The sequence below is a fragment of the Glaciecola punicea ACAM 611 genome (assembly GCF_000252165.1).
Lineage (GTDB): Bacteria > Pseudomonadota > Gammaproteobacteria > Enterobacterales > Alteromonadaceae > Glaciecola > Glaciecola punicea.
The window spans coordinates 86473-107800 of the sequence record NZ_BAET01000022.1 but is presented as its reverse complement, the minus strand read 5'-3'; the positions used below and the strand labels follow the sequence as shown (position 1 = coordinate 107800).

The following is a 21328-nucleotide window of genomic DNA, read 5'->3' as shown; positions in this document are numbered from 1 at the left end:
GTTTAAGTGGGGGGATTCAAACTACACGTAAAACCGACACCACAATTGAAACCGATTATACGATAAGTGTTAATCCCGTTAAGCAAATGTGCAGTGACATTGACGTAGCCGTAGCGCGCGGTTATCGCTGTCTTAAAATAAAAATCGGCAATCAAGCCTGTGAAGATTTGGAGCGTCTGCGCGTAATTTATGCCCACGCGCAAAGCTTACAAAGCGATAAGGTCAATCTACGGATGCGCCTTGACGTAAACCAAGGTTGGGATACCCAAACCACAATCGATATTATGCAGAAACTTGAGCATGAGGGAGTCGCGTTTGAATTAATAGAACAACCCTTAGTGGCGAATGACATCGAAGGTTTAGCCCGCATTAAACGCGCGATTAAGACCCCCATTATGGCAGACGAGAGCGCGTTTAATCTTGCCCAAGTCGTACAACTGCATCAGCTAGACGCTATAGACATCATTAATATAAAATTAATGAAGGCGGGCGGTCTGTACCCCGCTATGCAGATTGCAGATTATTGCCGAGCGCATAAGCTAAGGTGTATGATGGGTTGTATGCTAGAAGGCAGCATAGGCGTTGCCGCAGCGGCTCATTTAGCGCTGGCATACGCTGATGTGATTACGCTAATCGACTTAGACGGACCTACCTTAGGACAATATGACCCTATTATGGGCGCCTCCCGGTTTAAAGATGCAAATATTTTTTTAAATACCACACCTGGACTTGGGATCAGCCCTTGGCAAGTGCTCTGTGTTTTTGGATGTCGCTAAGGTTACTCACTAAAAAAATGATAAATATCGTCCCACCGTATCCATTAATTGTGGGCTAAGCCAATTCAGTCCCGACAAGATGGGTGCGAAACTGTCTATATTAAGAATACTCTAACGTTTTTCTAGGCCTTTCGTTTAGTTGTCCCGCAACTTAACTTAATTTCAGCTAAAAATAATCATACGATCACTTAAACTTGACCGGCGGTCATTAATCGCTAAATTGCGCGATAGGTTAATTTAGAGTGAACAAGCCTGTAGCGAACGTATAAGACAAGTTTGGTTTATAGTTGATAAAATATTTGTGCGCATTATATTGTGCGTATAGTAATTTACGTAGAGATAAGTTATGGGTACTGCCAAAGAAAAAGTTAGAGTAAATGTATATTTAGATAAGACTGTGACAGAGGACGCAAAACGCCTCGGTATAAATCTCAGCAACAGCTTAGAAATTGCGCTGAAGTCAGAGCGAGAAACTAAATGGAAAGAGCGTAATAAACAGAAAATAGAGACATGTAATCAGTATATTGCTTGTGATGGTCTGCCATTTGATGACGGCGATTTATGCATTTAATTTGTCAAAGCGGTAAGTGAACCAGTTCGATATCTATGTAAATCCCGTGGTTAAAGGCAGAAAACGTTATCCTTACGTTTGTTCTGATAAATGAATTAGGAAAATGTATGGTTTGTCCCACGCTTCCAAATTAAGATATTGCCTTAGCGCTTATAGTGCTAAATTTAGACACGAATCGTTCGAGCATATAGTGAGGCATACTAACCAAAGGCACTTCTTTCAAATCTTGCTGCTCTGGTCTTGGTTTAATTAATCCATACTCAATATCGCCAGCATATAACCTTAAGGCCATGGGGTATGTCTTGGCACCAAGCATTAGCTTCAAAGATATCATCTTGTTCGAGTGACCAGACTTACATTCAATAGGAACAACTCTTGAATCCAATGCGGCGACAAAATCAACCTCAGAGATAGCATTTTTCTTCTTTCGCTCCCAATGATACAAGGACTTAGCCTTGTAATAAGGAGGCACCGACTGTAAGGTCTGAGCTACAAATTGTTCTGCCATTGCACCTTCGGCAACACTGTTAACATCCCCACTGCCATAGACCTCTTGTGGTAATAAGTCCATATACGAGTAAGCCAAGCCGATATCTAATGCAAATAGCTTGTGAGTGTACTTATCGGCTCCACTGAGCAAAGGGGCTTTGTTTTCGTGAGTATGAACACTTCTTCTAATCAGCTTTGACTTAACCAGGATTTCTATATGATCGCGGATTTTATCTGATCTAAACCCTGGCGCAAGCTTTGACAAAGTCATAGAGTTACATGGATGGCTATAAACCTGCCTGAAAATCAGCTCTAATAGTTTTGGGTCGTATTTTTGCCCCGACAACTTACCAAAGTCAGCGAAGTCATTGATATAGCCAGTGAGTAAGTTATTCTTAATCTCGTCTAGTCGCAGCACACCTTCATTATTAACGAATGCCTCCACCACTGCAGGCATACCGCCGCAAACCATATATTGCTTATACAAGCTATAGAAAATTTCATGAAAACTACTTCCTATAGGCGCTAAGACATCCAAATTAATAAGCTTTTTATATGCAACTGGATTCGCCGCCAAGACAAATTCTTCAAACGTCATAGGGTCTAAAAAGGCAAACTCCACACGCCCAGAAGGCCCTTGCCCTGACTTCTCTTTTTGGATTTCAAGCTCTAGCAGTGAGCCTGCTGTAATTACCTTATATTCGGGCGCCAATTCTTTAAAGTAACGAAGATACTCATAGAACCCAGGAAGCTCTTGAATCTCATCGAAGAAAAACAAAACATTTTCGGGCTCGGCTACTACACCTTTCTCTAACAGCAACAGCTCTAGAATGTCTTTTGCATTAGAGCGCTTATTTAACATCCCTGCAAAGCTGGGGGTATCTTCTAAGTTAAGCTCGATTAATATTAAACCAAGCTCTTTTGCCAGCATACGAATCAATGTGGTTTTACCAACCTGTCGCGCACCTCGTAGCACCATAACACCCCGAGAAGTAGCGCTAGCCCACGATTTCAATTGCTCAATACATCTTCTATACAAAGAATCCTCCTATGGGATTTTTCAAAATAGTTCAATTCCAAACAATAAACTAGCACGTTTATGCTAATTTCCAAACAATAAATCAAGCATTTTTTGTTCATTTCCAAATAATAAACGAAACATATTTAGCCCATTTTAATCCTATTGAGAATATGATTTAGGTTGGCACGTTTTGTGTCTTGTTTTGTAGCCTTGCGACTAGGAATGACTGTCTTTAAGAAAATTGATTCATCGGTTTCAATATACGAAACTAGATAAGCATAATTTTCAATATTAATAACAAAAATCCTTTGGTTCGGATATTTTTCTTGATTTACATGCTTTAAGTCATCTAATAAACACTGATTTTGTAAATAATATATGACATCTTCAAATGAAATGCCACGCTCCTCAATTAAGCGCTTGTTTTTATCAGAATTCCAATCAAATGTTTTCATGGCTGAAAGTATAGGACCGTGTGCCATATGTCATCAACACATGATGATTATACTGCTACGCAAAGCTTAAACGTTCGCAAGTAAACCGAATGACTATAGATAGCTCATTGCCGTCTATCGGCTCGGTACCAAAAGAAGCCAGTCGATGAGACTTTGTCTAAAGATTATCATTAGGCTGTGCACAAAGCCGACTAAAGCCGTGTTGAAAAGTAAGTTATAAATAGGGCGAGGAGTAGTCGTTGAAGAATTCTAAAAGTGAAGTGATGATGTTTTTTATTTATTCTTTCTAAATGGGACGTATTCGGATTAACACTCGGCATAATGGACAAATTTATGATGAAAGTTTTTAAGTTGCAAAATGTGTCCATAAAGTTGACGAAGTGAATGAATTAATGCTTTTAGCTAGGCAACGTTTAACTTCAACGGTTGTATCCCATTCAAATCCAAGGTCTGTCGAGGCTGCTAAGTTCAAGTGCAGCGTGGTGCGCAACACAAAGTCAACTAGGTTCCGAATACAAAATTGAGCGACGATTAAGATAGCCTACAGCGGTCCGCGGCTCCTAATTCGACTAAAGTTAAGAGCTTTATTTTTATAAAGCGGTCCGCATCTCCTTAAAATCAAAAAAACACGAGCATGTTTGTTAACTAATTTGTTAAACACCAAAAGCCCCATCGCTCAATAATTTCTAAATTCAGATACCACCTTGCGTGATTTCTCCAGCATTGCTCGTCGCTTACTCGACGTCTGCATCAGTGAAATAAACAGCATATCTATTACGAGTTCTTGTGCGGTGCGCGCCAATATCGACGATATTCGCGTAGCGGCTTCTTCAGCCACCGAGTAAAGTCTTACCTGAGCATGCATTGAAACCGCTGTATCACCAAATTTAGTAAGCGAAATAACAGGTGTTTTGTTTGCCACCGCTTCCGTTACGACATTGACCACTTCTCGCGTTGCGCCTGACTCACTCAGGGCAAACACCAGGTCGGTTTCACCCAGCGTTGATGCGATGGCCAGTTGTGCGTGCCCGTCAATTTCAGAGATAGCCGCAATACCAAGCTTTTGCAGTTTGAATGAAAAATCTTTACCCACTAAAGCAGAGCCACCAAGCCCTGTTATTAATACGCGTTTGGCTTCTTGAAGCAAAATAACCGCTTCGGCAAAAGAATGTTTGTCGTTCAGGTTTTTAGTTTGATTGAGCACTGCAATTTTACTTTGCAGCAACTTTGACGACATTGTTTCATAATCATCACCTACAGCAATGCGGCCATGCAGCTTTTGATGGTCGGTTTCAACATTATTTAAATCATCTAAAATGCCAAGCTTGAGCGCTGGGTAGCCTTTATACTTTAGCTTTTGAGCAAACTTAATGACTGAGCTTTGGCTAACCCCAACTATGCTTGCAAGTTTTTGCGACGACAGGTCACGAAGATCGCCCGGTGAATTTAAGATGTAGAATGCTAGCTTCTCTTCACTGCTTGATAAAGAGGGCAGTAAGGCTTTTATTTTAGAAAACGCGGCCATTAAAAATCCTTTTAATGAATACATTATTCCTATTTACTGATTAATAATAGAATAATTTGCATAAAGATACATTTTTTCGGTAAAGTAACAATACTTTATCGATAACTATTGTTGATGTTTTCATGCCATCATCCATTGCACATTTGCTTAGCAAGCTTAATCTTGAGCACATTACGCATAGTGACATACAGCCATTTTTTGAGGTGCTGCACAAAGAAACGCGGGTGCAAATTACCCATGAGGGAAGCTCCTTTGAGGGACGCAGCATAAAGCGTATAAGCTATGGACACGGCCCTATCGTGATTTTAGCGTGGACCCAAATGCATGGCAATGAGGCAACGGCAACGGCCTCGGTATTTGACTTACTCGACACACTTTTACAAAGCAGTGATAAACGCCTAAACAACGCACAAACGCTGTTCACTGTGCATATTGTTCCCATGCTTAATCCCGACGGTGCCCAGCGCTGCATTCGCCATAATGCCCAAGGTATTGATATCAATCGCGACGCGATGGCCAAGCAAACGCCAGAAGGCAACATATTGATGCATTTAGTCGATACACTGCAGCCTAATGTTGCCTTTAATTTGCATGACCAAAGCCCTTATTATCAATGTGGTACAACGGGTAATCCATCGACCATTGCCTTCTTAGCACCCGCTTTTGACATTGAGAAAAGCGTGGATGATAGCCGGCAGTTAGCCATGGCGCTTATCGGCAGAATGACAGAGGCGATTTACCCGCATATTGAAGCCTGCGTAGCACGCTACGACGACACCTTTTCTCCCCGCTCCTTTGGCGATCGCATTGCAGGTAAAGGTGCTGCAACTATATTAATTGAATCTGGCGCAGCGCGCGGGGATCCTAACAGACAGATTGCACGATCAATGAACGTTATAGCGATACTTGAAGCAATGAGCATGCTGCAAGATAGGCATCATCAAAAAATCAGCCAAGCAGCTTTTGATAAATACCAGCAGCAGTACTGGAAAATACCTGAAAACATCTGTGAAACGCTTTCATCATTACTTATTCGAGGATTGCATTTTTCAGGCGTGCACTCTTATCAAGCAAGTATAAGCATTAAACAAACGTCGCGCTATTCACGTCAGTTTTATATTGACACGGTTGGTGATTTACATGTTCAAGCAGGGCTAGTAGATTATGACGCAAGTGAATTAACATATGATACTGGCAAGACGCATACGCTTAATGCGCCTACCATTATAACAAACGAAAGCTATAAACAGTGGCTAAAGCAAGGGGTGATTCAGTTTCAAGGAGAGACTCACCACCTAAGTAACCAATCTGATTATCAAGTAATGCTTAATCAGCCAGTTGGAGCCAACTCACAGGCGCTAGTATTACAACAGCCTGCATACTTTTTAATGCGCAAGGGAAAAGCAATAGTCGCGGCAGTGATCAATGGCGCACTAATTGAAATAGACTAAGACCCTATAATGGATCGATCAAAAACGAAAAGCACTAATACTTTAGCCGCTTAATCGGATGTATGCTGCGCATTATTCACCTTTATAACTAACCTGAGTCACTCTTTCATATTTTAAAATAATTTATTTACACTTTAGGCTGTATATTTGGAATAATTTATTATTTACATTATTTTTGATTATGCTAACGTAGAATTCGGCGTGAGTGCAAACAGCAAAACTCATGCTTGCCAACAAGCAAGTCAAAAGAGTGTCGCATAATCTGGGTTCAGTGAATATATGCTGTGGCGTGTTCAACCTCGGCTGATCACAAGTGATAAAAAACGATACCAACATTAATCACATAGGGAGAACGCACCGTGAAGCTAAATAAAATAGCATTAGTGCTAGCGATGTCAGGTTTTGGCGCTCACGCCATTGCCCAGCAGCCAGCTGAAGATAATACTGAATCAGAGCAAACAATAGAACGTATTTCAGTCACCGGTTCGAATATTAAGCGAACTAGCTTGGAGGGAGACCTACCTATTACCGTGATTACACGGGCGCAAATAGACGCAGGCGGTATTACCTCTGCCGAACAACTATTGCTACAGCTTAACATTTCGTCTAATTCTAACGACAACCTCGCTAGTAATGCCGGGATAGTGGGCGGTGAAGAGCGCGGTAATAACGGAGCATCAAGCGCTAACCTTCGCCAACAGGGCGTTGGTTCAACGCTGGTGTTATTAAACGGACGTCGCGTTGCCACGCATGGTTTGAAGGGCCGCTCGGTTGACTTAAACTCTATTCCTTTTGCCGCCATCGAGCGTGTTGAAGTGCTGCGTGACGGAGCGTCAGCCATCTATGGTACTGACGCCATTGGCGGCGTCATAAACTTTATTTTGAAAAAGAACTTTGAAGGCGCACAACTTGGTGCCTTTGCTGATCATACCGAAGAGGGTGGCGGCAATATTTACCGCTTCAACGTACTTGCCGGAACCGGCGATGTTGAACGAGACGGCTTTAATATAATGGGGTCGCTGACGTATAAGTCGGCCGAAATACTGCGCGGCTCCGATCGTGACTTTACCAACACCTTCCAACCACTGCGAGGTTTGTCGCCCGACACTCGCGGCGCGCCATTTGCATCGGTCAACGACCGTTTTAGTCGTCCAAATGATCCCACATCAAGCCAGTACAATTTAGTTGGTTCTGGGCTTATTAATCCAAACACTGGTTTAGAAAACGACGTACTCAATGTTTTGGCACTGCCTGGGCAACCCGGCTGTGATGCCTTTGAAAACATGGGACCAGACGCCGCTGATTTGTGGAACCGATCGCGCAACTTAGGTGTAAGCTGTTCATGGGATTATCCAAGGGCGTCGGTGTTACAACAGCCTGTTGAAAATATCGACTTTGTTGGCCGCGCCACCATGAAAATTGGTGAGGATTCTGAAGCATTTGTTGAATTACTCGGATCGGAAGTGGTCTCTAAAAAAGTATTTGAGCCTAACCAAATCACCCCATGGGCGATTGGTGCAGGTGACTGGGATACCTTTGGCGGCGGCTTCTACCCAAGCACAGGTGCATCATATGACTATATTGTTGATGCCTTATCTGATTTTTATGGCGCTGACCAATTAAACATAGGCGCACCCATCGCCTATCGATGGCGCTGCATGGACTGTGGCCCGCGCGAAATCGAAACCACCACTTCCTCCTATAAAATCCAGCTTGGTTTAGAAGGCGTTATTGGCGATTGGGATTACATGGCCGGTTTGTCGCGTTCGGCAAACGAGTCTACATCCGAGCTAGGCAGTGGCTACCACTTTACTTCTGGACTTGCACAAGCCATCGGTACCGGCGTACTCAATCCGTTCTTACTGCCGGGTGAGTCGCAAACTACACAGGCTATTCAAGCCCTTGATGCCGCCTCAGCAAGAGGCATAGAACTGTTTGGGGGGGAAACCACCATGACTCAAATAGATGCGTCAATCTCCGGCAATACCGGCTATGAGTTAGGATTTGGCGGTGACAGCATTTATGTGGCGGCCGGTATAGACTTACGACGCGAAGAATACAAATTCAACGGCGACCGCCGCGCGGCCGACACCCGTCCTAGAATTTATGGTGCTCCGTTTGACGATGCAAATGCACTTGATAATGTGAGTCGCGACATAAAAGCAGTGTTTGTAGAGGCGTTAATACCCGTAAGTGAGAATTTTGAACTAAACCTTGCAGTACGCCATGACAAGTACGATGGTTTTGGTGGCACCACTAATCCGAAAGTCGGGTTTAAATTTACCCCTGTTGAGGAGCTTTTGTTTCGCGGCGCCTACAGCACAGGCTTTAGAGTACCCAGCTTCAACCAGTTGTTTAACGGGGTAACAGAAGAGCCCTATACTGGCACTGACTTAGCTAATCCGTTTTTATGTCAAGACGGCGTGGTAGATATCAGCGATCCGAACTGCCAGATTATCACGCCCGAAATTTTATTTGGCGGTCAGATTGATCTTGGACCTGAAGAATCTGAACAGCTTAGCTTCGGTTTTGTATTTGCCAAGGGAGACTGGATAGTAAACGTTGACTGGTGGGAAATTGAAATTGAAGGCACTATACAAACACCAGGCTTTAAAGAGCTCATTGAAAATCCAGAATTGTTTCGAGACAACTACGTTTTTGACGGAGGCGGCACCAGTGGAGAGATTGTTTCTATTGACCGACGCTTTATTAACGCGGGTGGGCGCTCCACCAGCGGTATTGAGCTTGGTATTGCTACCAACGGCGAGCTGTGGGATGGTACTTGGGGCTTAAACATTAACGCAAGCTATCTAATTGAGGACAAAAAACAAGAGCGCGATAACGCGCCTTTTGGGCCAAACTTAGTCGGCACACACTCCCGCGGTAACATCCCACTTCGTTGGAAGAATACTGCAGTATTTACTTACAACTACGACGATTTCATCCATACCTTCACGCAAATTTTTCGCTCTGGTTATGACGATGAGACACCTCCAGGGGTGGCTTCAGGCGAAGCAAATCCACCTTTATATGACGATTCGGTTGATAGTTATTTAGTATACAACTACAGCATGAACTATACCGGCTTTGAAAATATCGAGCTGATAATGGGCATAAAAAACCTGCTTGATAGAGATCCACCTTTTACGGCGCATCAAAATGATTTTTCACCCGGTGCTGCATTTGATCCACGTGTCGCTGATCCTCGCGGAAGGGCATACACGGTGCAGTTCAACTACAACTTCTAAGCATTAGCTAAATGATAGAAACATGGACACAGAAAAAAAATCAAAAGTAGTAATAGTCGGCGGCGGTTCAGCGGGATGGATGACCGCTGCTGCGCTATCGCATCTACTGCCGCGCGACCGCTTCGCCATTACACTGATTGAATCAAAAACCATTGGTACAGTATCTGTGGGTGAAGCAACTATCCCATCAATACTTGAATTTAATCAAATGCTGGGGATTGATGAGGCTGAATTTCTTAGTTTTACGCATGGCTCATTTAAACTGGGTATAGAGTTTCACGACTGGTATAAAAAGGGGCATCAGTATATGCACCCCTTTGGGCCTTATGGCGTGAACATGAATGGCATCCCTTTTCATCATTATTGGCTCAAAGATAAGCTACAGGGCAAAGAAGACCCGTTGTCTGACTATTGCCTAGAATACCAAGCGGCGTTGAATAATAAATTTTGCCATCCACAGGCACAGTCTCGCTCGGCGATGGCAAATATTAAATATGCTTATCATTTTGATGCAGTAAAATACGCCGAGTATCTATCTGCGTTTTCGGTGAAACGCGGCGTTAACAAAATCATCGCACAGATTACAAAAGTTCATCAGCATGCCCAAACACAAGACATTTCATCAGTGGCGCTTAGCAATGGCGAACTCATTGAAGGTGATTTGTTCATCGATTGCTCTGGCTTCAAAGGTCTGTTAATCGCGCAAACGCTTAAGGTGGGCTTTGAAGACTGGCGACAGTACCTGCCCTGCGACTCAGCGATAGCGCAGCCAAGTGAGTCTTTATCCACTATAAAACCTTACACAATATCCACCGCACACGAGTGCGGCTGGCAGTGGCAGATACCATTGCAGCATAGAATAGGCAACGGCTTTGTCTTCTCGTCACAGTTTCTGTCTAAAGACCTCGCTATTGACTGTTTGGCTAAACGCTTACCAAGCAAAGCCTTGTCTGAGCCACGCCAGCTAAACTGGATCAATGGAAAACGCCAACAAGCTTGGAAAAACAACTGCATTGCCATTGGGCTGTCCGCAGGATTTATTGAGCCCCTAGAATCCACAGGTTTACAGTTAATTCAATCAGCAATTATGCGACTGCTGTCGTTATTTCCCAGTGGCAGGTGCCAACAAGTTGATATCGACACCTACAATCGCTACACGGATGACGAACTATGGCGCATCCGTGATTTTATTATTCTGCACTATAAAGCTACCCAGCGAAATGACTCAGCGTTTTGGCGCTATTGTGCGTCAATGCCTATTCCTGATTCACTGCAAAATAAAATCGAACTCTATCAGTCTAGCGGGCGCATATTTAGGGAAAACAATGAGTTGTTCAGTGAAATAAGCTGGCTTTCAGTGATGAACGGGCAGGGGTTGGTACCCAAAGCTTATCATCCTTTAGTAAATAACTTATCCGAACAGCAGCGCCAACAAAACCTGTCTCATATAGCCGGTGCAATGCGCGAGGCTGAGCAACAAATGCCCGACCACAAAGCTTATTTACAGAAGTACTGCAGGGTTAGCACTTAAATGATCGCTTAATCAGGGCAACTGCCGCGGATCACTAAGCGCGTTTCAGGCGCTTTCTCTTACTTGCGCGTAAGCGCTCGCTCAACATATTCACTGTTAATCTTTTAAGCTCAGTTCATACACAAACGATCCCAACGGCGGTAAGTTAACATCTATACTGGCGACGCTGCGTTTCCTGCCCACGGTGAGTGTATTTTGCTGTTCGCTGATTAAGTCTGTTAGCGGTTGTCGCCCCTCATTAAGCTGCCACTTTACCACTAGGCTAATCGGAAGTTGTATTGTTGTGTCAACTGCTTCTTCACTAAAATTGCTCAGTACTAGCAGCGCCGTGTCCTCACTTTGCCTCACAAAAGCAAACTGCTGCTGCGAATAATCACTATCAAGCCCAATATTAAACGCATGAATACTGTAGTATGCGCCGCGCATTGCCGGGTGATTCGCCGATATATTAAGCACATCAATATAAAACTGCCTTAACGCTTTTTCAGATTCACTTAGCTGCCCGCCGTCAAACTTACCGTTATTCATCCAGCGTTGATGAGCAGGCACACCCACGTAATCAAAAATACTGGTGCGTGTAGGTAAGCCAAAACCCCCCTTTTCACTGCCGTCTTCACCTACTTCTTGACCAAAGTAAAGCATGGTAGGAGAGCGACTGATAAGCGCTGATACTACCAAAGCGGGTTTGCCCTTTTGCGCACTGCCGGCAAAATCGGGGCTGGCAATGCGTTGTTCGTCATGATTTTCTAAAAAGTGCAGCATATGCGCTTCAATATCGGCCATGCTGTGCTGTATGTCGTCAATGCTCTGCATATCCCCATTGCCCTGCATCACGCTTTTAAGGGCATCGTAAAAGTCTACTTTGTTGTACAGGTAGTCCATTTTACCTAAATGCAAATAGTCACGGTACAAGTGAGGCTGGTATACCTCGGCAAGCAGCAGTGCATCGGGGCGCTTAGTTTTAATAGATGAGTTTAAAAAAGACCAAAACTCCACAGGCACCATTTCCGCCATGTCAAAGCGAAAACCATCCACACCTTTATCGAGCCAGAAGTGCACTATATCTTCAAACTTATACCATGAGTTGGGTAAATCTTGGTCTGCCCAAAACGCGTGATGCGCTTTATAATCGCGTGTTCTATATTCATCAGGCAGCCTAACAAAATCGTAGCTGCCGTCGGGTTTCACGCCGTAGTTTATCTTAACGGTTTCATACAAATCGCTGATATCGGGCTGCGCTTGCCTTGCGCCATTGCCGCTCCATTTAGCCGGTGTTTCGCTAAATGTCGCGTCGGCTAGTGGGTGTTTCTCACCGCCTAAGGGAGCATAGTCAGCAGATGTCGGTACTTGAAATGATTCTCCCACAATATAATAGAAGTTATTGTCGCGCGAGTACTCTAGATCGGTGTTGTCGTTAACACCAAAATCTTCAATACCCGCTGGCTTATTTAGCGAAACATAGTGCCGAGCCACATGGTTTGGCACTATATCTATGATCACCTTCATATCGTTGGCATGCGTGCGCGCAATTAGTGCTTCAAACTCTTGCATACGATTGCTAACATTATTGGCAAGGTCGGGGTTAACATTGTAGTAGTCTTTTACCGCAAAGGGCGAGCCGGCGTGTCCTTTCACTACATCGGGATCATCTGCACTAATGCCGTATTCGGTGTAATCTGCGATTAAGGCATGATGAGGAACGCCGGTGTACCAAATGTAAGATACACCTAGTTCGCGAATACCTTGCAGCGCTTCGTCGGTAAAATCGTCAAACTTGCCTACGCCGTTTTCTGCTAGCGTGCCCCATTCCTTATTGGTGGTATTGGTGTTACCGAACAGGCGGGTAAACACCTGATAAATGACAGGCTTGCCTTCTCCTTGGGAATGGTGTGGCAGTCCATTTTTCGGTAAATTGTCATTTTGCTTGGACATAGTAACTGGGTCCTGCTGAGAGTTCTGTTTAGCCGCCGCTGACTTGTCACTGCAGGCGCTTAATGAAAAACAAAGCATCAATATAGCGGGTATCGTAAGAAGAGGCACATTGCCTCGCGGTAAGCTTTGCACTATTAATTTTCCTTAACTGTAAATTGCATTGACGCGTGATGCGCCCTTTAATGTTGATCACTGTTTTCAGCAAAATCCCAATAACCGGCGTTGACCAGCTGCAGTAATAAATTCAGCCAGTGTGTGCTTTGCGCAGTTTGCAAGGTGAAGCCTTGGGGTAAGCCCTGCACCTGCCTGCTCTCAAGTAAGGTCACTGTTTGTGTAAAAATAGACTTATCTACCTCAAACCTATTACCATCAATGTAAAACGTAAACGTATGCAGCTGCCGCTCAGCGTAAATAGGTTTCACCCCAGGTAATTTTTCAAAGGTTTCGCCTTGTGCTACCGCCTCACTAATATCTGCTATTTCATAAAGCGACAGTTCTTGCTCAGTCGCCAAGCCTTGGCGCGACAGATACTGCAGCAGCGCTTGTTCTGCTTCAGGGCTATTTAAGAGCTCAACAATAGTGTCTTTGAGTTTATTAAGCTCATTCGTACTAACCTGCATTGGCGATGAACTTGCTACGCGTAGCTCAGCAATATCAGGGTCGCAGTAGCGGCTTTGAGCTTGCGTTATGCTATCGCTTTCATCTAATAAACCGGTGAGCGCTTCTAGGTTGGTCGGCGCCCTAAACCCAAGTGAATAGTTTAAGCATGGCGATAATGTCATACCTTTGTGTGGGTGCTGGGGTGGAATATAAATGGCATCGCCTGGCAGCAGCACTTCATCAATAAGCGCGTCGAAGTCTTCTATTTGTTTTAGTAGTGGATGCGGAATAATCAGCTTAGCGTTTGTGGTAGCATCGATGGGTAAACCTACCTGCCAGCGGCGGCTGCCCTTACCTTGTATTATAAACACATCGTACTGGTCGGTGTGTGCGCCAACGCCTGCATTTTTGGTGGAGTAACTCACCATTACATCGTCAAAGCGCCAATGGGGAATGAAGTCAACTATGCTGGCTAGTGCATTTACATCATCAATGTAATTATTTACCCCTTGCACCAGCAGTGCCCAATCACCTTTACAGTAGGGTTCAAAGTCATCAAATGGGCCTTGATGAACATCCCATGCGCCATCTGAATGCGAGACTATACGGCTGTCTACGCCCTCTTCTTGTGCTAAGCCAGCTAAGTCGTTTTCATCAATGGGATCAACAAAATTAGGCACAAACTGCCTAATTAAGCAGGGCTTTTTTTGCCAATATTCTTTTACAAAATGCTGTGGGTCAAAATTTTTAATAATCATGCGTAGGTTCTACCAGCTTGCTTTAGCGTCACTTTCATATAAACGCCATACAAAGCCTGCGCCAATACTGAAGGTAACGTCATCTTCGAATAAAGGACTGTCTTCGTTTGCTGAGCCTTGATGAAAGGAAGCGCTGCCACCCAAGAATCCGCGCGCGTTTTCAAAAACAGGGAACGAAAAACCGATGGATAATTCACTGCCTAAATAGCCGCCTTTGGCATCATACGCTTGCCTTTCGTCGCTTACAAATTCGTTGCCGACCTGATAGAAGTAATCATGCAGCTTCTCGCTTGCAAAGGTTGCGCTTAAAGATACGTTTAAACCTGTTTTTTCAAAAAGGCCGCCACGCTGTTGATAAGACAACTCTGGCTCTATTACATAGCCGCGCTGGTCAATTCTGCCAAAATCGGTGGAAAATACGGCTCTGGTTTGCAGTTTTGCGTTTAGTCGGCCATTACCGCCGCCATCAAAAGAAATGTCTTTTACTTTGTAAATGATTTCCGGGCCTACTTCAAACAAAAAATCGAGCTCAGGCATACCCTCTCGTGCGCTGTTATCTTCGCTGTCGGCGGCAAATGCCCCGCCAAAGGATAGGTCAAGCTCAACGTTTCCTTTTTCCACGACCACCGCGCGCGCGCCGCCGCCACCCACTCGAAATACATCGCCACGATATACTAAATAAGGTGCGGCTAAGGCGATAAAATTACGCTCGCTAGAGGCGGGATAGTTCGCTACGTCTATTACGCCGCCGCCCACGCCAAACTCCCATAGGGGTTGCTCTTCATCAAGCGCTTCAAAGCCAGTGAGGTTTCGGTCAGGAGATTCGCTAGTGACATCTGCGTTGGTCTTGTCGTTGTCGACATTAGCATGCGCTATTGTCGACAACGACAAGACCAGAATAGACACAGCAAAACGTAATCTTTTTGGTAGCAAGATACTGAACATTAATTTTCCTCACAAATAGCAGACTATTATAATATACTCATTTGGAGCAAAAAAGAGCAAAAACCCAACATTAATCTCCTGTTAGTTTGCCTTTATATACGGCGATATTTTATAAGAGCTATATAAGAATTACGTTTGACATCCTCCCCGCCCTAAAGGGCGAGGCTTTCCGCTCAATTCCGGTAAATTATGCCCACTGAGTGTAAAAATGACGCAAACAAGCCCACTAGCACATCGCGTTTTCAAGGGTGTCTGGTGATCTTACGCCATTTACATGATGCCTTAATCTGCAGGTGCCGTTGGCACACAACTTGAATACTCTAAACAATCGAACACAACGTTTTAGGGTGAGTGTTACAGTGATTAGGGTAATAAAAACGGTAATTGGAAGTAATGAAGACGTAGCATTCCCAATAGATGTGAACGCTTTAGAAAACGCTTATAATGCTCTCTACGACAGCTTGTCATTGCTGTCACTGGCGAGCGATTTAATCAACAGTAAAACCCTACTGCAGTGTATTAAAGACCTGCACAGTGAGCGTTTAAATAACAAAGACTATGTTCTGAATTTGTTAAAAGTGCGTGGGCAAGCGTGCCCTAACGAAACTTCTATTAATAATGAAATTGTGTCGTTATTAATAAAGCGCATTTCAAGCTTAGGTGGGTCTGACATAAAACTTTGCGAATATATTATTGAATCTGAGACAGCGCACACTGAACAAGTACTGAGCGCTTCTATGGCTGCAGGTTCTACCAAGGTAAGCAGTATTTTGAGTGAGTTAGCAAAAGGCTTAGAAGCCGCCTGTGTGTCTTTAAGCGACTCGCTAGCCACCTATACGGTTAACAACGAGTCAAAATAGACATCAAGATAAACCCATTGTCCATTGAGGCTTGTTCTGACAATCATAAATAAACACTAACACCCTTTCATTCGGTGTTAAGCGCTTGTTTCAATTTTCTCTAGCTAAAAATAGGTAATTCTATGACTGCAGCAGTGACAAACTCACTAGATGAACGAATAATAGCAACCTACCCAACAAACGACAAAGCAAAACAGGCAAAAGTAGTCCTTATGCGCAAATTGGGCCTTCTAAGCGGCAGCATTAAAATTGTTGAGCCCAACGAAAAAACGCCGAGCGAAAAATTAGAAGGTAGTAGTAAACCCATTGGCAAAAAAATGTTGTTATTACACCTGAAATATCCAGCCATGGGCTTTTTAATTGGTATGTGTATCGCGTTCTTACTAGTGCTATTTGGTCCGGCCTTTGCCCAAATAAGCCCTATGTTTACCTTCATCGCTTTCATAAGCCATGGCGTTTTTATTGGCGCTTTTTTTGCTGGTTTTCGCTCTTTAAAGCCAGAGCACGACCATCTTAATCAGCACGCCTTGCAGGCAAAAGAACAAGACTATTGGTCACTGATCGTGAATACAAACGACACTGATATAAGTAAACAAGATATTTGCGACGAGATAGAACAAACTGAGTGTGTAGTCGTAAAAGTCAGCAAGTAGCGAACTACCAGACGATGTAATAAAATAAGCCAATACACGAAGGCCATCAACAAAGCCAACAAGGCTAGGCCAATCAAAGCATCGTGAACAAAAACACTGAACATAATAGCGTCGACTATTTTACTAAAGAGACATCCTCTATTTTCCCAAGCTAGAAAATAACTAAAAGCATTCTGGTTTATTTCTGTTGTTGACGTACACTATTCCCCAATCACCCTGTAGAATAAGGGCTACTATTGATGATCCTCGCAATAATCTATACCATCTCATATTCATTCTACAAATATGACCAACATATAACTTTAGGAAGCACGTAAATGGCTGTATTCGGTACTGTTTTTATGCCTCAAATGACAATGATAACCTTTGAAAACGAAAAATGGAGCGATGCGCAAGTCGTTAGTTCACAAAGCATAAACTTACACCCAGGTGCGCATGTTTTGCACTACTCAAGCACGTGCTTTGAAGGCTTAAAAGCTTTTCGCCACAGCGATGGCAGCATTTATACTTTCAGAATGGATCAGAACATTGCACGCTTTGCCCAAAGCAGTCAATTACTGTCGTTACCAAACGTTGATAAACAGCAAATAAGCGACATGATCCTCAATATTGTTGGTCAATACGCAAACGATGTCCCCGAGCCACCAGGATCTATGTATATTCGCCCCACACATATTGGCATCGAAGCGTCTATCGGCAAAGCCGCAGCGCCCTCGCTGTCATCTATGTTATATGTACTTTTATCTCCCGTGGGCGATTATTTTGCTGGCGGCGCTAAACCTTTACGACTGCTGCTAGATGAAGACGGTATGCGCTGTGCACCGCATATGGGCATGGTTAAAAGCGGTGGTAATTATGCCAGCGCTTTGCCGCCCATCATGAAGGCGCAAAAAGAAGTGCAGGCCGACCAAATACTGTTTTGCCCCAATGGCGATGTACAAGAAACAGGCGCTGCTAACTTTCTGCTTATCGACGGCAATGAAATTATCACCAAAGCGCTAGACTCAAGTTTTCTGCACGGCGTCACTCGAAACTCTATATTAACCTTAGCTAAAGACCTTGGTATGCAGGTTAGTGAGCGCAGCTTAACGGTAAAAGAACTATTAGAACGCGCTAGTAAACCAGGCACAGAGGCCGCGCTGTCGGGCACGGCAGCGGTGCTGACCCCAGTAGGTACATTTGTTCATAAAGATACAGAATACACAGTCGGCAGCGGCGCAGCCGGACCTACTACTATGAAGCTCAGGCAGGCACTTAATGACATCCAATGGGGTAAAGCGCCAGACACGCACGGTTGGTTAGTAAAGGTAAAATAAACCAAAATGGCTGTAACAAGCAGCACAGCAGTGTGATACGGCTTTTAAGTCGTCTTATTGACGTTCGTAAAAGCCCATTTTTTTAGTGATGCAGTTAAATTGCTTAACAAAATGGGTTTCTCCAAGTAATCATTCATGCCGGCCGCTAAACATTTTGCTCTGTCATCTGACATGGCGTTTGCCGTCACCGCGACGATGGGTATGCAATTGTCAAACAACGCATCTTCATTTGCTCTAATGATTTTACTGGCCTCGTAACCATCCATGACCGGCATTTGGCAGTCCATAAGAATTAAGCTATATGCGTGAGGCGTTTTGGCAAGAAGATGTAGTGCTTCTTTGCCATTAACGCCCAGCTCGAAGTCGTAATTTAGTTGCGTAAGCATACTGCCAATAACTTCTTGGTTGATGTAGTTGTCTTCGACTACAAGAATTTTTCGTTTAGTAAGCGAGCCTGTATGTTGCAAAAATCCATTGGAGTCTGGGTTTGAGCTGTCGCTTTTGCTGCCTAAGGTTTGCGTTAACAAAGACGAAATTAGCGAATCGGACTTTAAAGGCTTTGCTAAGTAGGCAGCAATAGCCGGCGCAGAGTTTTGTTGGCTTTTTAACGACCAAGCTTGAGAAGTCATGACAATAATCGCCGGCTTACCACACTGCTTATTATTATAAATAGCCTTGCTGAGTTCCATGGCGTTCATGTCGACAAAATTCAGGTCTATCAGCACAAAATCAAAGGCTGACTGCTCTTTATACGCTTGCTGTAGCTGCTGTATTGTATTGGCTGCAGTATTGGCAATGTGAATTTCAATGCCGCAGTGGTGCAAAAAGTTTGTAATAGCTTCTTGCACACTTTTGTTAGTATCAACGAGCAGTAGTTTCTTTTGAGCCAAAGAACTAAAATCGCTAAGAGGCGCCAAAACACTGTTTTCCTTGGCTGGTTTATTAGTAATTGTGAATGAAAAAATAGAGCCTTTTTTGAACGTGCTTTTTACCTCAATGCGTCCGCCCATCATCTCAACCAGCTCTTGACTAATGGCTAAACCCAAACCAGTGCCGCCCTGTTTGCGGGTTGACGAACTATCAATTTGCATGAATTTAGCAAAAAGCAAAGACCGCTTATTAGGTGCAATACCTATGCCGGTATCAATAATTAAGAATTCTAGCTGCTGCTCTTTGGACAACTGGGCTTTTAATATTACCTCACCCTCATTCGTAAATTTAATAGCGTTACCGAGCAAGTTATTAAGCACCTGTTTTAGCCTGTCAGGGTCAATATTCACCCATTGCGGCAAGCTTGGTGCAATATTTAGCACAAGGTCGAGGTGACGATCTAATGCCAGCATTGACATAGTGTCTACTATGTTGCCAAGCAAGGCATATAAATTGGTGTGTTGGTAATTAATATCGAGCTTGCCTGCTTCAATCTTTGAAAAATCCAGAATATCATTGACTAACAGCAGCAGTGACTGACTGCTTACTTTTATTAATTTAGCAAAATGACGCTGCCGATCGTCTATGTCCGAATTAAGCAGTAAGTCATTCATACCCAAAATACCATTAATAGGCGTGCGTATTTCATGACTCATATTGGCTAAAAACTGACTTTTGGCGAGGTTCGCTTCATTTGCCTGCTGTTCAGCACGCTTTAGCTCTGTAATGTCTTGAAAGGCACCTCGTAAAGAGCTTGCAACGCCATTGGTAAACTCTGCGTAGCCCGTTGTGCGCACCCAAATAGAGTTGCCTTTAGCTGTTTTAAAAGGAGTTTGTATATCCCACGGAATATTTTCGTTAATTGCACGCTCAATGGCTTTTTCAATCAGGGGCCGTGTTTCTGGTGGATAAAAATTGATCGCATTATCTAAATCTACTGCATAATCCGGCGTCACCTCGTGGATTTTATACACCATGTCTGACCAAATTGGCGTGTTAGTCACTAAGTCGAGTTGCCAGCCACCAAGCTTCGCCATATCGCCAGTACGTTCTAATATCTCTCGCTGCGTAATTCGCTCTTTTTCTAAACGCTTGAGATCCGTAATGTCAGTTTGGATAGCCATATAACCAACGAGCACATCGTCTTCATAAAGCGCTTGGCAGTGAATTTTGATCCAATAAGGGCTTCCGTTTTTATGATAGTTAAGCAGTTCAGTATCAAAGCCTTTTTCAAAAATAAGTGAATCTCGAATTTGCTGAACAAACGCTTGATCAGTGCCTTTACCTTGTAATACGCGGCCGGGCTTAAGTCCTATAACCTCCTCTAACTCGAAGCCAGAGATACGGGTAAAACCTTTGTTTACCCAAGTAATTTTTCCATCGGGGTCGGTAATAATCACCGCATTGACGGTTTCTTCTGCGACTTTCGCTAATAAACGGTTACTTTTCAGACTATTTTTAAGGCTTTCTTGCGTATTGTAATTGTCAGTTAAATCGTAATTAACGCCTACGACTTTGCTGACTTTGTTTTGCTGATCAAGCACGGCATGCCCATAAGCTTTTAAATAACGAACCTCATTGCCTGGTGTAAGTATCCTAAAAGTGGTATCAAATGTCTTACCTGTTGCTATAGTATGTTGGACTGCATGAAGGGCTTTTTGCTGATCATCTGGATGTAAAGACTCATTCCACGCAGACACGGTGCCATTGAATGACTGGTCACTGCGCTGATACAAAGTAAACATTTGCGCGTCCCAGATCAGTTCCTGAGTATGTATGTTAAATTCCCAAACGCCTATTTGTGCCGCCGCTTTTGCCACTTTTAAACGTTCATTGCTGCGCATTAATTCATCTTGCACACTTTTTAAGCCAGACAGCTCACAAATAGTCGCGACCAGTCCTTCAGATGAAATTTTTAAATGCAGACTTACCTTGAATTTTCGCTTATTTTGATGGATGGCAAAGAAGACTTCATCAGTACCGCTTAACACTTTACTGTCTTGCGCGACAGTATGTTGAAAATAGCTATTTAAGGCTTGCACGTGTGAGGGCACAAATAAGTTTGAAATGTTCATCTGACTAAATTCTAGACTTGAATACCCATATAAATCTACTGCCGCTTTATTCACATATAAAATTTTGCCGTTTAAGGCACATTCTATTACAGTATTAGCAGTTGCATCTAAAATGGCTTGTAGCCGTCGTATTTCTTGGCTTGCGCGTAATGCTGCTCCACAGGCGCTTTTTGATCTCATGCCTTATCCTTA

At 43.7% G+C, this 21328-nt stretch carries 15 protein-coding genes; 8 read left to right on the top strand and 7 right to left on the bottom strand.

The genetic code is table 11. From position 1 onward, the window contains the following. Positions 1-776, top strand: a 776-nt coding sequence (locus GPUN_RS09590; RefSeq protein ID WP_274378077.1) for an enolase C-terminal domain-like protein, incomplete at its 5' end; no start/stop codon positions are given. Positions 777-1122: 346 nt separating this feature from the next. Continuing rightward, positions 1123-1347 carry a type II toxin-antitoxin system CcdA family antitoxin gene (locus GPUN_RS09585; protein WP_006006070.1) on the top strand — a complete coding sequence of 75 codons (225 nt, stop codon included), beginning with the start codon at positions 1123-1125 and terminating at the stop codon, positions 1345-1347. Positions 1348-1477: 130 nt separating this feature from the next. Here the strand turns inward: GPUN_RS09585 and GPUN_RS09580 are convergent, their stop codons facing one another. From GPUN_RS09580 to GPUN_RS09570, 3 genes are all read right to left on the bottom strand, one after another. Then, complete coding sequence (locus GPUN_RS09580; RefSeq protein ID WP_238528969.1) at positions 1478-2875, bottom strand: ATP-binding protein; 1398 nt, start codon at positions 2873-2875, stop codon at positions 1478-1480. A 125-nt stretch (positions 2876-3000) separates the two neighbouring features. Then, positions 3001-3339: a BrnT family toxin gene (locus GPUN_RS09575; protein WP_238528968.1), complete on the bottom strand. Its 339-nt coding sequence runs from the start codon at positions 3337-3339 to the stop codon at positions 3001-3003. Between the two features lie 649 nt (positions 3340-3988). Then, complete coding sequence (locus GPUN_RS09570; RefSeq protein ID WP_006006067.1) at positions 3989-4837, bottom strand: SIS domain-containing protein; 849 nt, start codon at positions 4835-4837, stop codon at positions 3989-3991. Positions 4838-4959: 122 nt separating this feature from the next. Between GPUN_RS09570 and GPUN_RS09565 the strand changes: the two genes are divergently transcribed. From GPUN_RS09565 to GPUN_RS09555, 3 genes are all read left to right on the top strand, one after another. Next, a complete protein-coding gene (locus tag GPUN_RS09565) occupies positions 4960-6288 on the top strand; it encodes a M14 family zinc carboxypeptidase (protein ID WP_006006066.1) in 1329 nt (442 codons plus the stop codon). A 359-nt stretch (positions 6289-6647) separates the two neighbouring features. Continuing rightward, positions 6648-9536, top strand: a complete 2889-nt coding sequence (locus tag GPUN_RS09560; protein WP_006006065.1) for a TonB-dependent receptor plug domain-containing protein — start codon at positions 6648-6650, stop codon at positions 9534-9536. A 22-nt stretch (positions 9537-9558) separates the two neighbouring features. Continuing rightward, positions 9559-11067 (top strand): tryptophan halogenase family protein, encoded by a 1509-nt coding sequence (locus GPUN_RS09555; RefSeq protein ID WP_006006064.1) that lies wholly within the window; start codon positions 9559-9561, stop codon positions 11065-11067. Between the two features lie 96 nt (positions 11068-11163). Here the strand turns inward: GPUN_RS09555 and GPUN_RS09550 are convergent, their stop codons facing one another. The 3 genes from GPUN_RS09550 to GPUN_RS09540 all read right to left on the bottom strand — a co-directional run bounded on the left by GPUN_RS09550 (position 11164) and on the right by GPUN_RS09540 (position 15302). After that, the gene (locus tag GPUN_RS09550) at positions 11164-13077 is read right to left on the bottom strand and encodes an alpha-amylase family glycosyl hydrolase (protein WP_081483945.1); all 1914 of its coding nucleotides are present in this window, start codon (positions 13075-13077) and stop codon (positions 11164-11166) included. Between the two features lie 101 nt (positions 13078-13178). Then, positions 13179-14357 (bottom strand): JmjC domain-containing protein, encoded by a 1179-nt coding sequence (locus tag GPUN_RS09545; RefSeq protein ID WP_006006062.1) that lies wholly within the window; start codon positions 14355-14357, stop codon positions 13179-13181. 9 nt (positions 14358-14366) lie between these two features. Continuing rightward, positions 14367-15302 carry a MipA/OmpV family protein gene (locus GPUN_RS09540; RefSeq protein WP_006006061.1) on the bottom strand — a complete coding sequence of 312 codons (936 nt, stop codon included), beginning with the start codon at positions 15300-15302 and terminating at the stop codon, positions 14367-14369. A gap of 359 nt (positions 15303-15661) precedes the next feature. On the opposite strand from GPUN_RS09540, the gene GPUN_RS09535 reads away from it, so the two are divergent. The 3 genes from GPUN_RS09535 (at position 15662) to GPUN_RS09525 (ending at position 18131) form a co-directional block, all read left to right on the top strand. Beyond that, on the top strand, positions 15662-16162 hold the full coding sequence (locus tag GPUN_RS09535; protein ID WP_006006060.1) for a hypothetical protein: 501 nt from the start codon (positions 15662-15664) through the stop codon (positions 16160-16162). A gap of 122 nt (positions 16163-16284) precedes the next feature. After that, positions 16285-16815, top strand: coding sequence for a hypothetical protein (locus GPUN_RS09530; protein WP_006006059.1), 531 nt, complete (start codon positions 16285-16287; stop codon positions 16813-16815). A gap of 317 nt (positions 16816-17132) precedes the next feature. Continuing rightward, positions 17133-18131, top strand: a complete 999-nt coding sequence (locus tag GPUN_RS09525; protein WP_006006058.1) for a branched-chain amino acid aminotransferase — start codon at positions 17133-17135, stop codon at positions 18129-18131. A gap of 44 nt (positions 18132-18175) precedes the next feature. Here GPUN_RS09525 and GPUN_RS09520 read toward each other — a convergent pair whose 3' ends face one another. Next, positions 18176-21316 carry a PAS domain S-box protein gene (locus tag GPUN_RS09520; RefSeq protein WP_006006057.1) on the bottom strand — a complete coding sequence of 1047 codons (3141 nt, stop codon included), beginning with the start codon at positions 21314-21316 and terminating at the stop codon, positions 18176-18178. Positions 21317-21328: the final 12 nt, after the last annotated feature.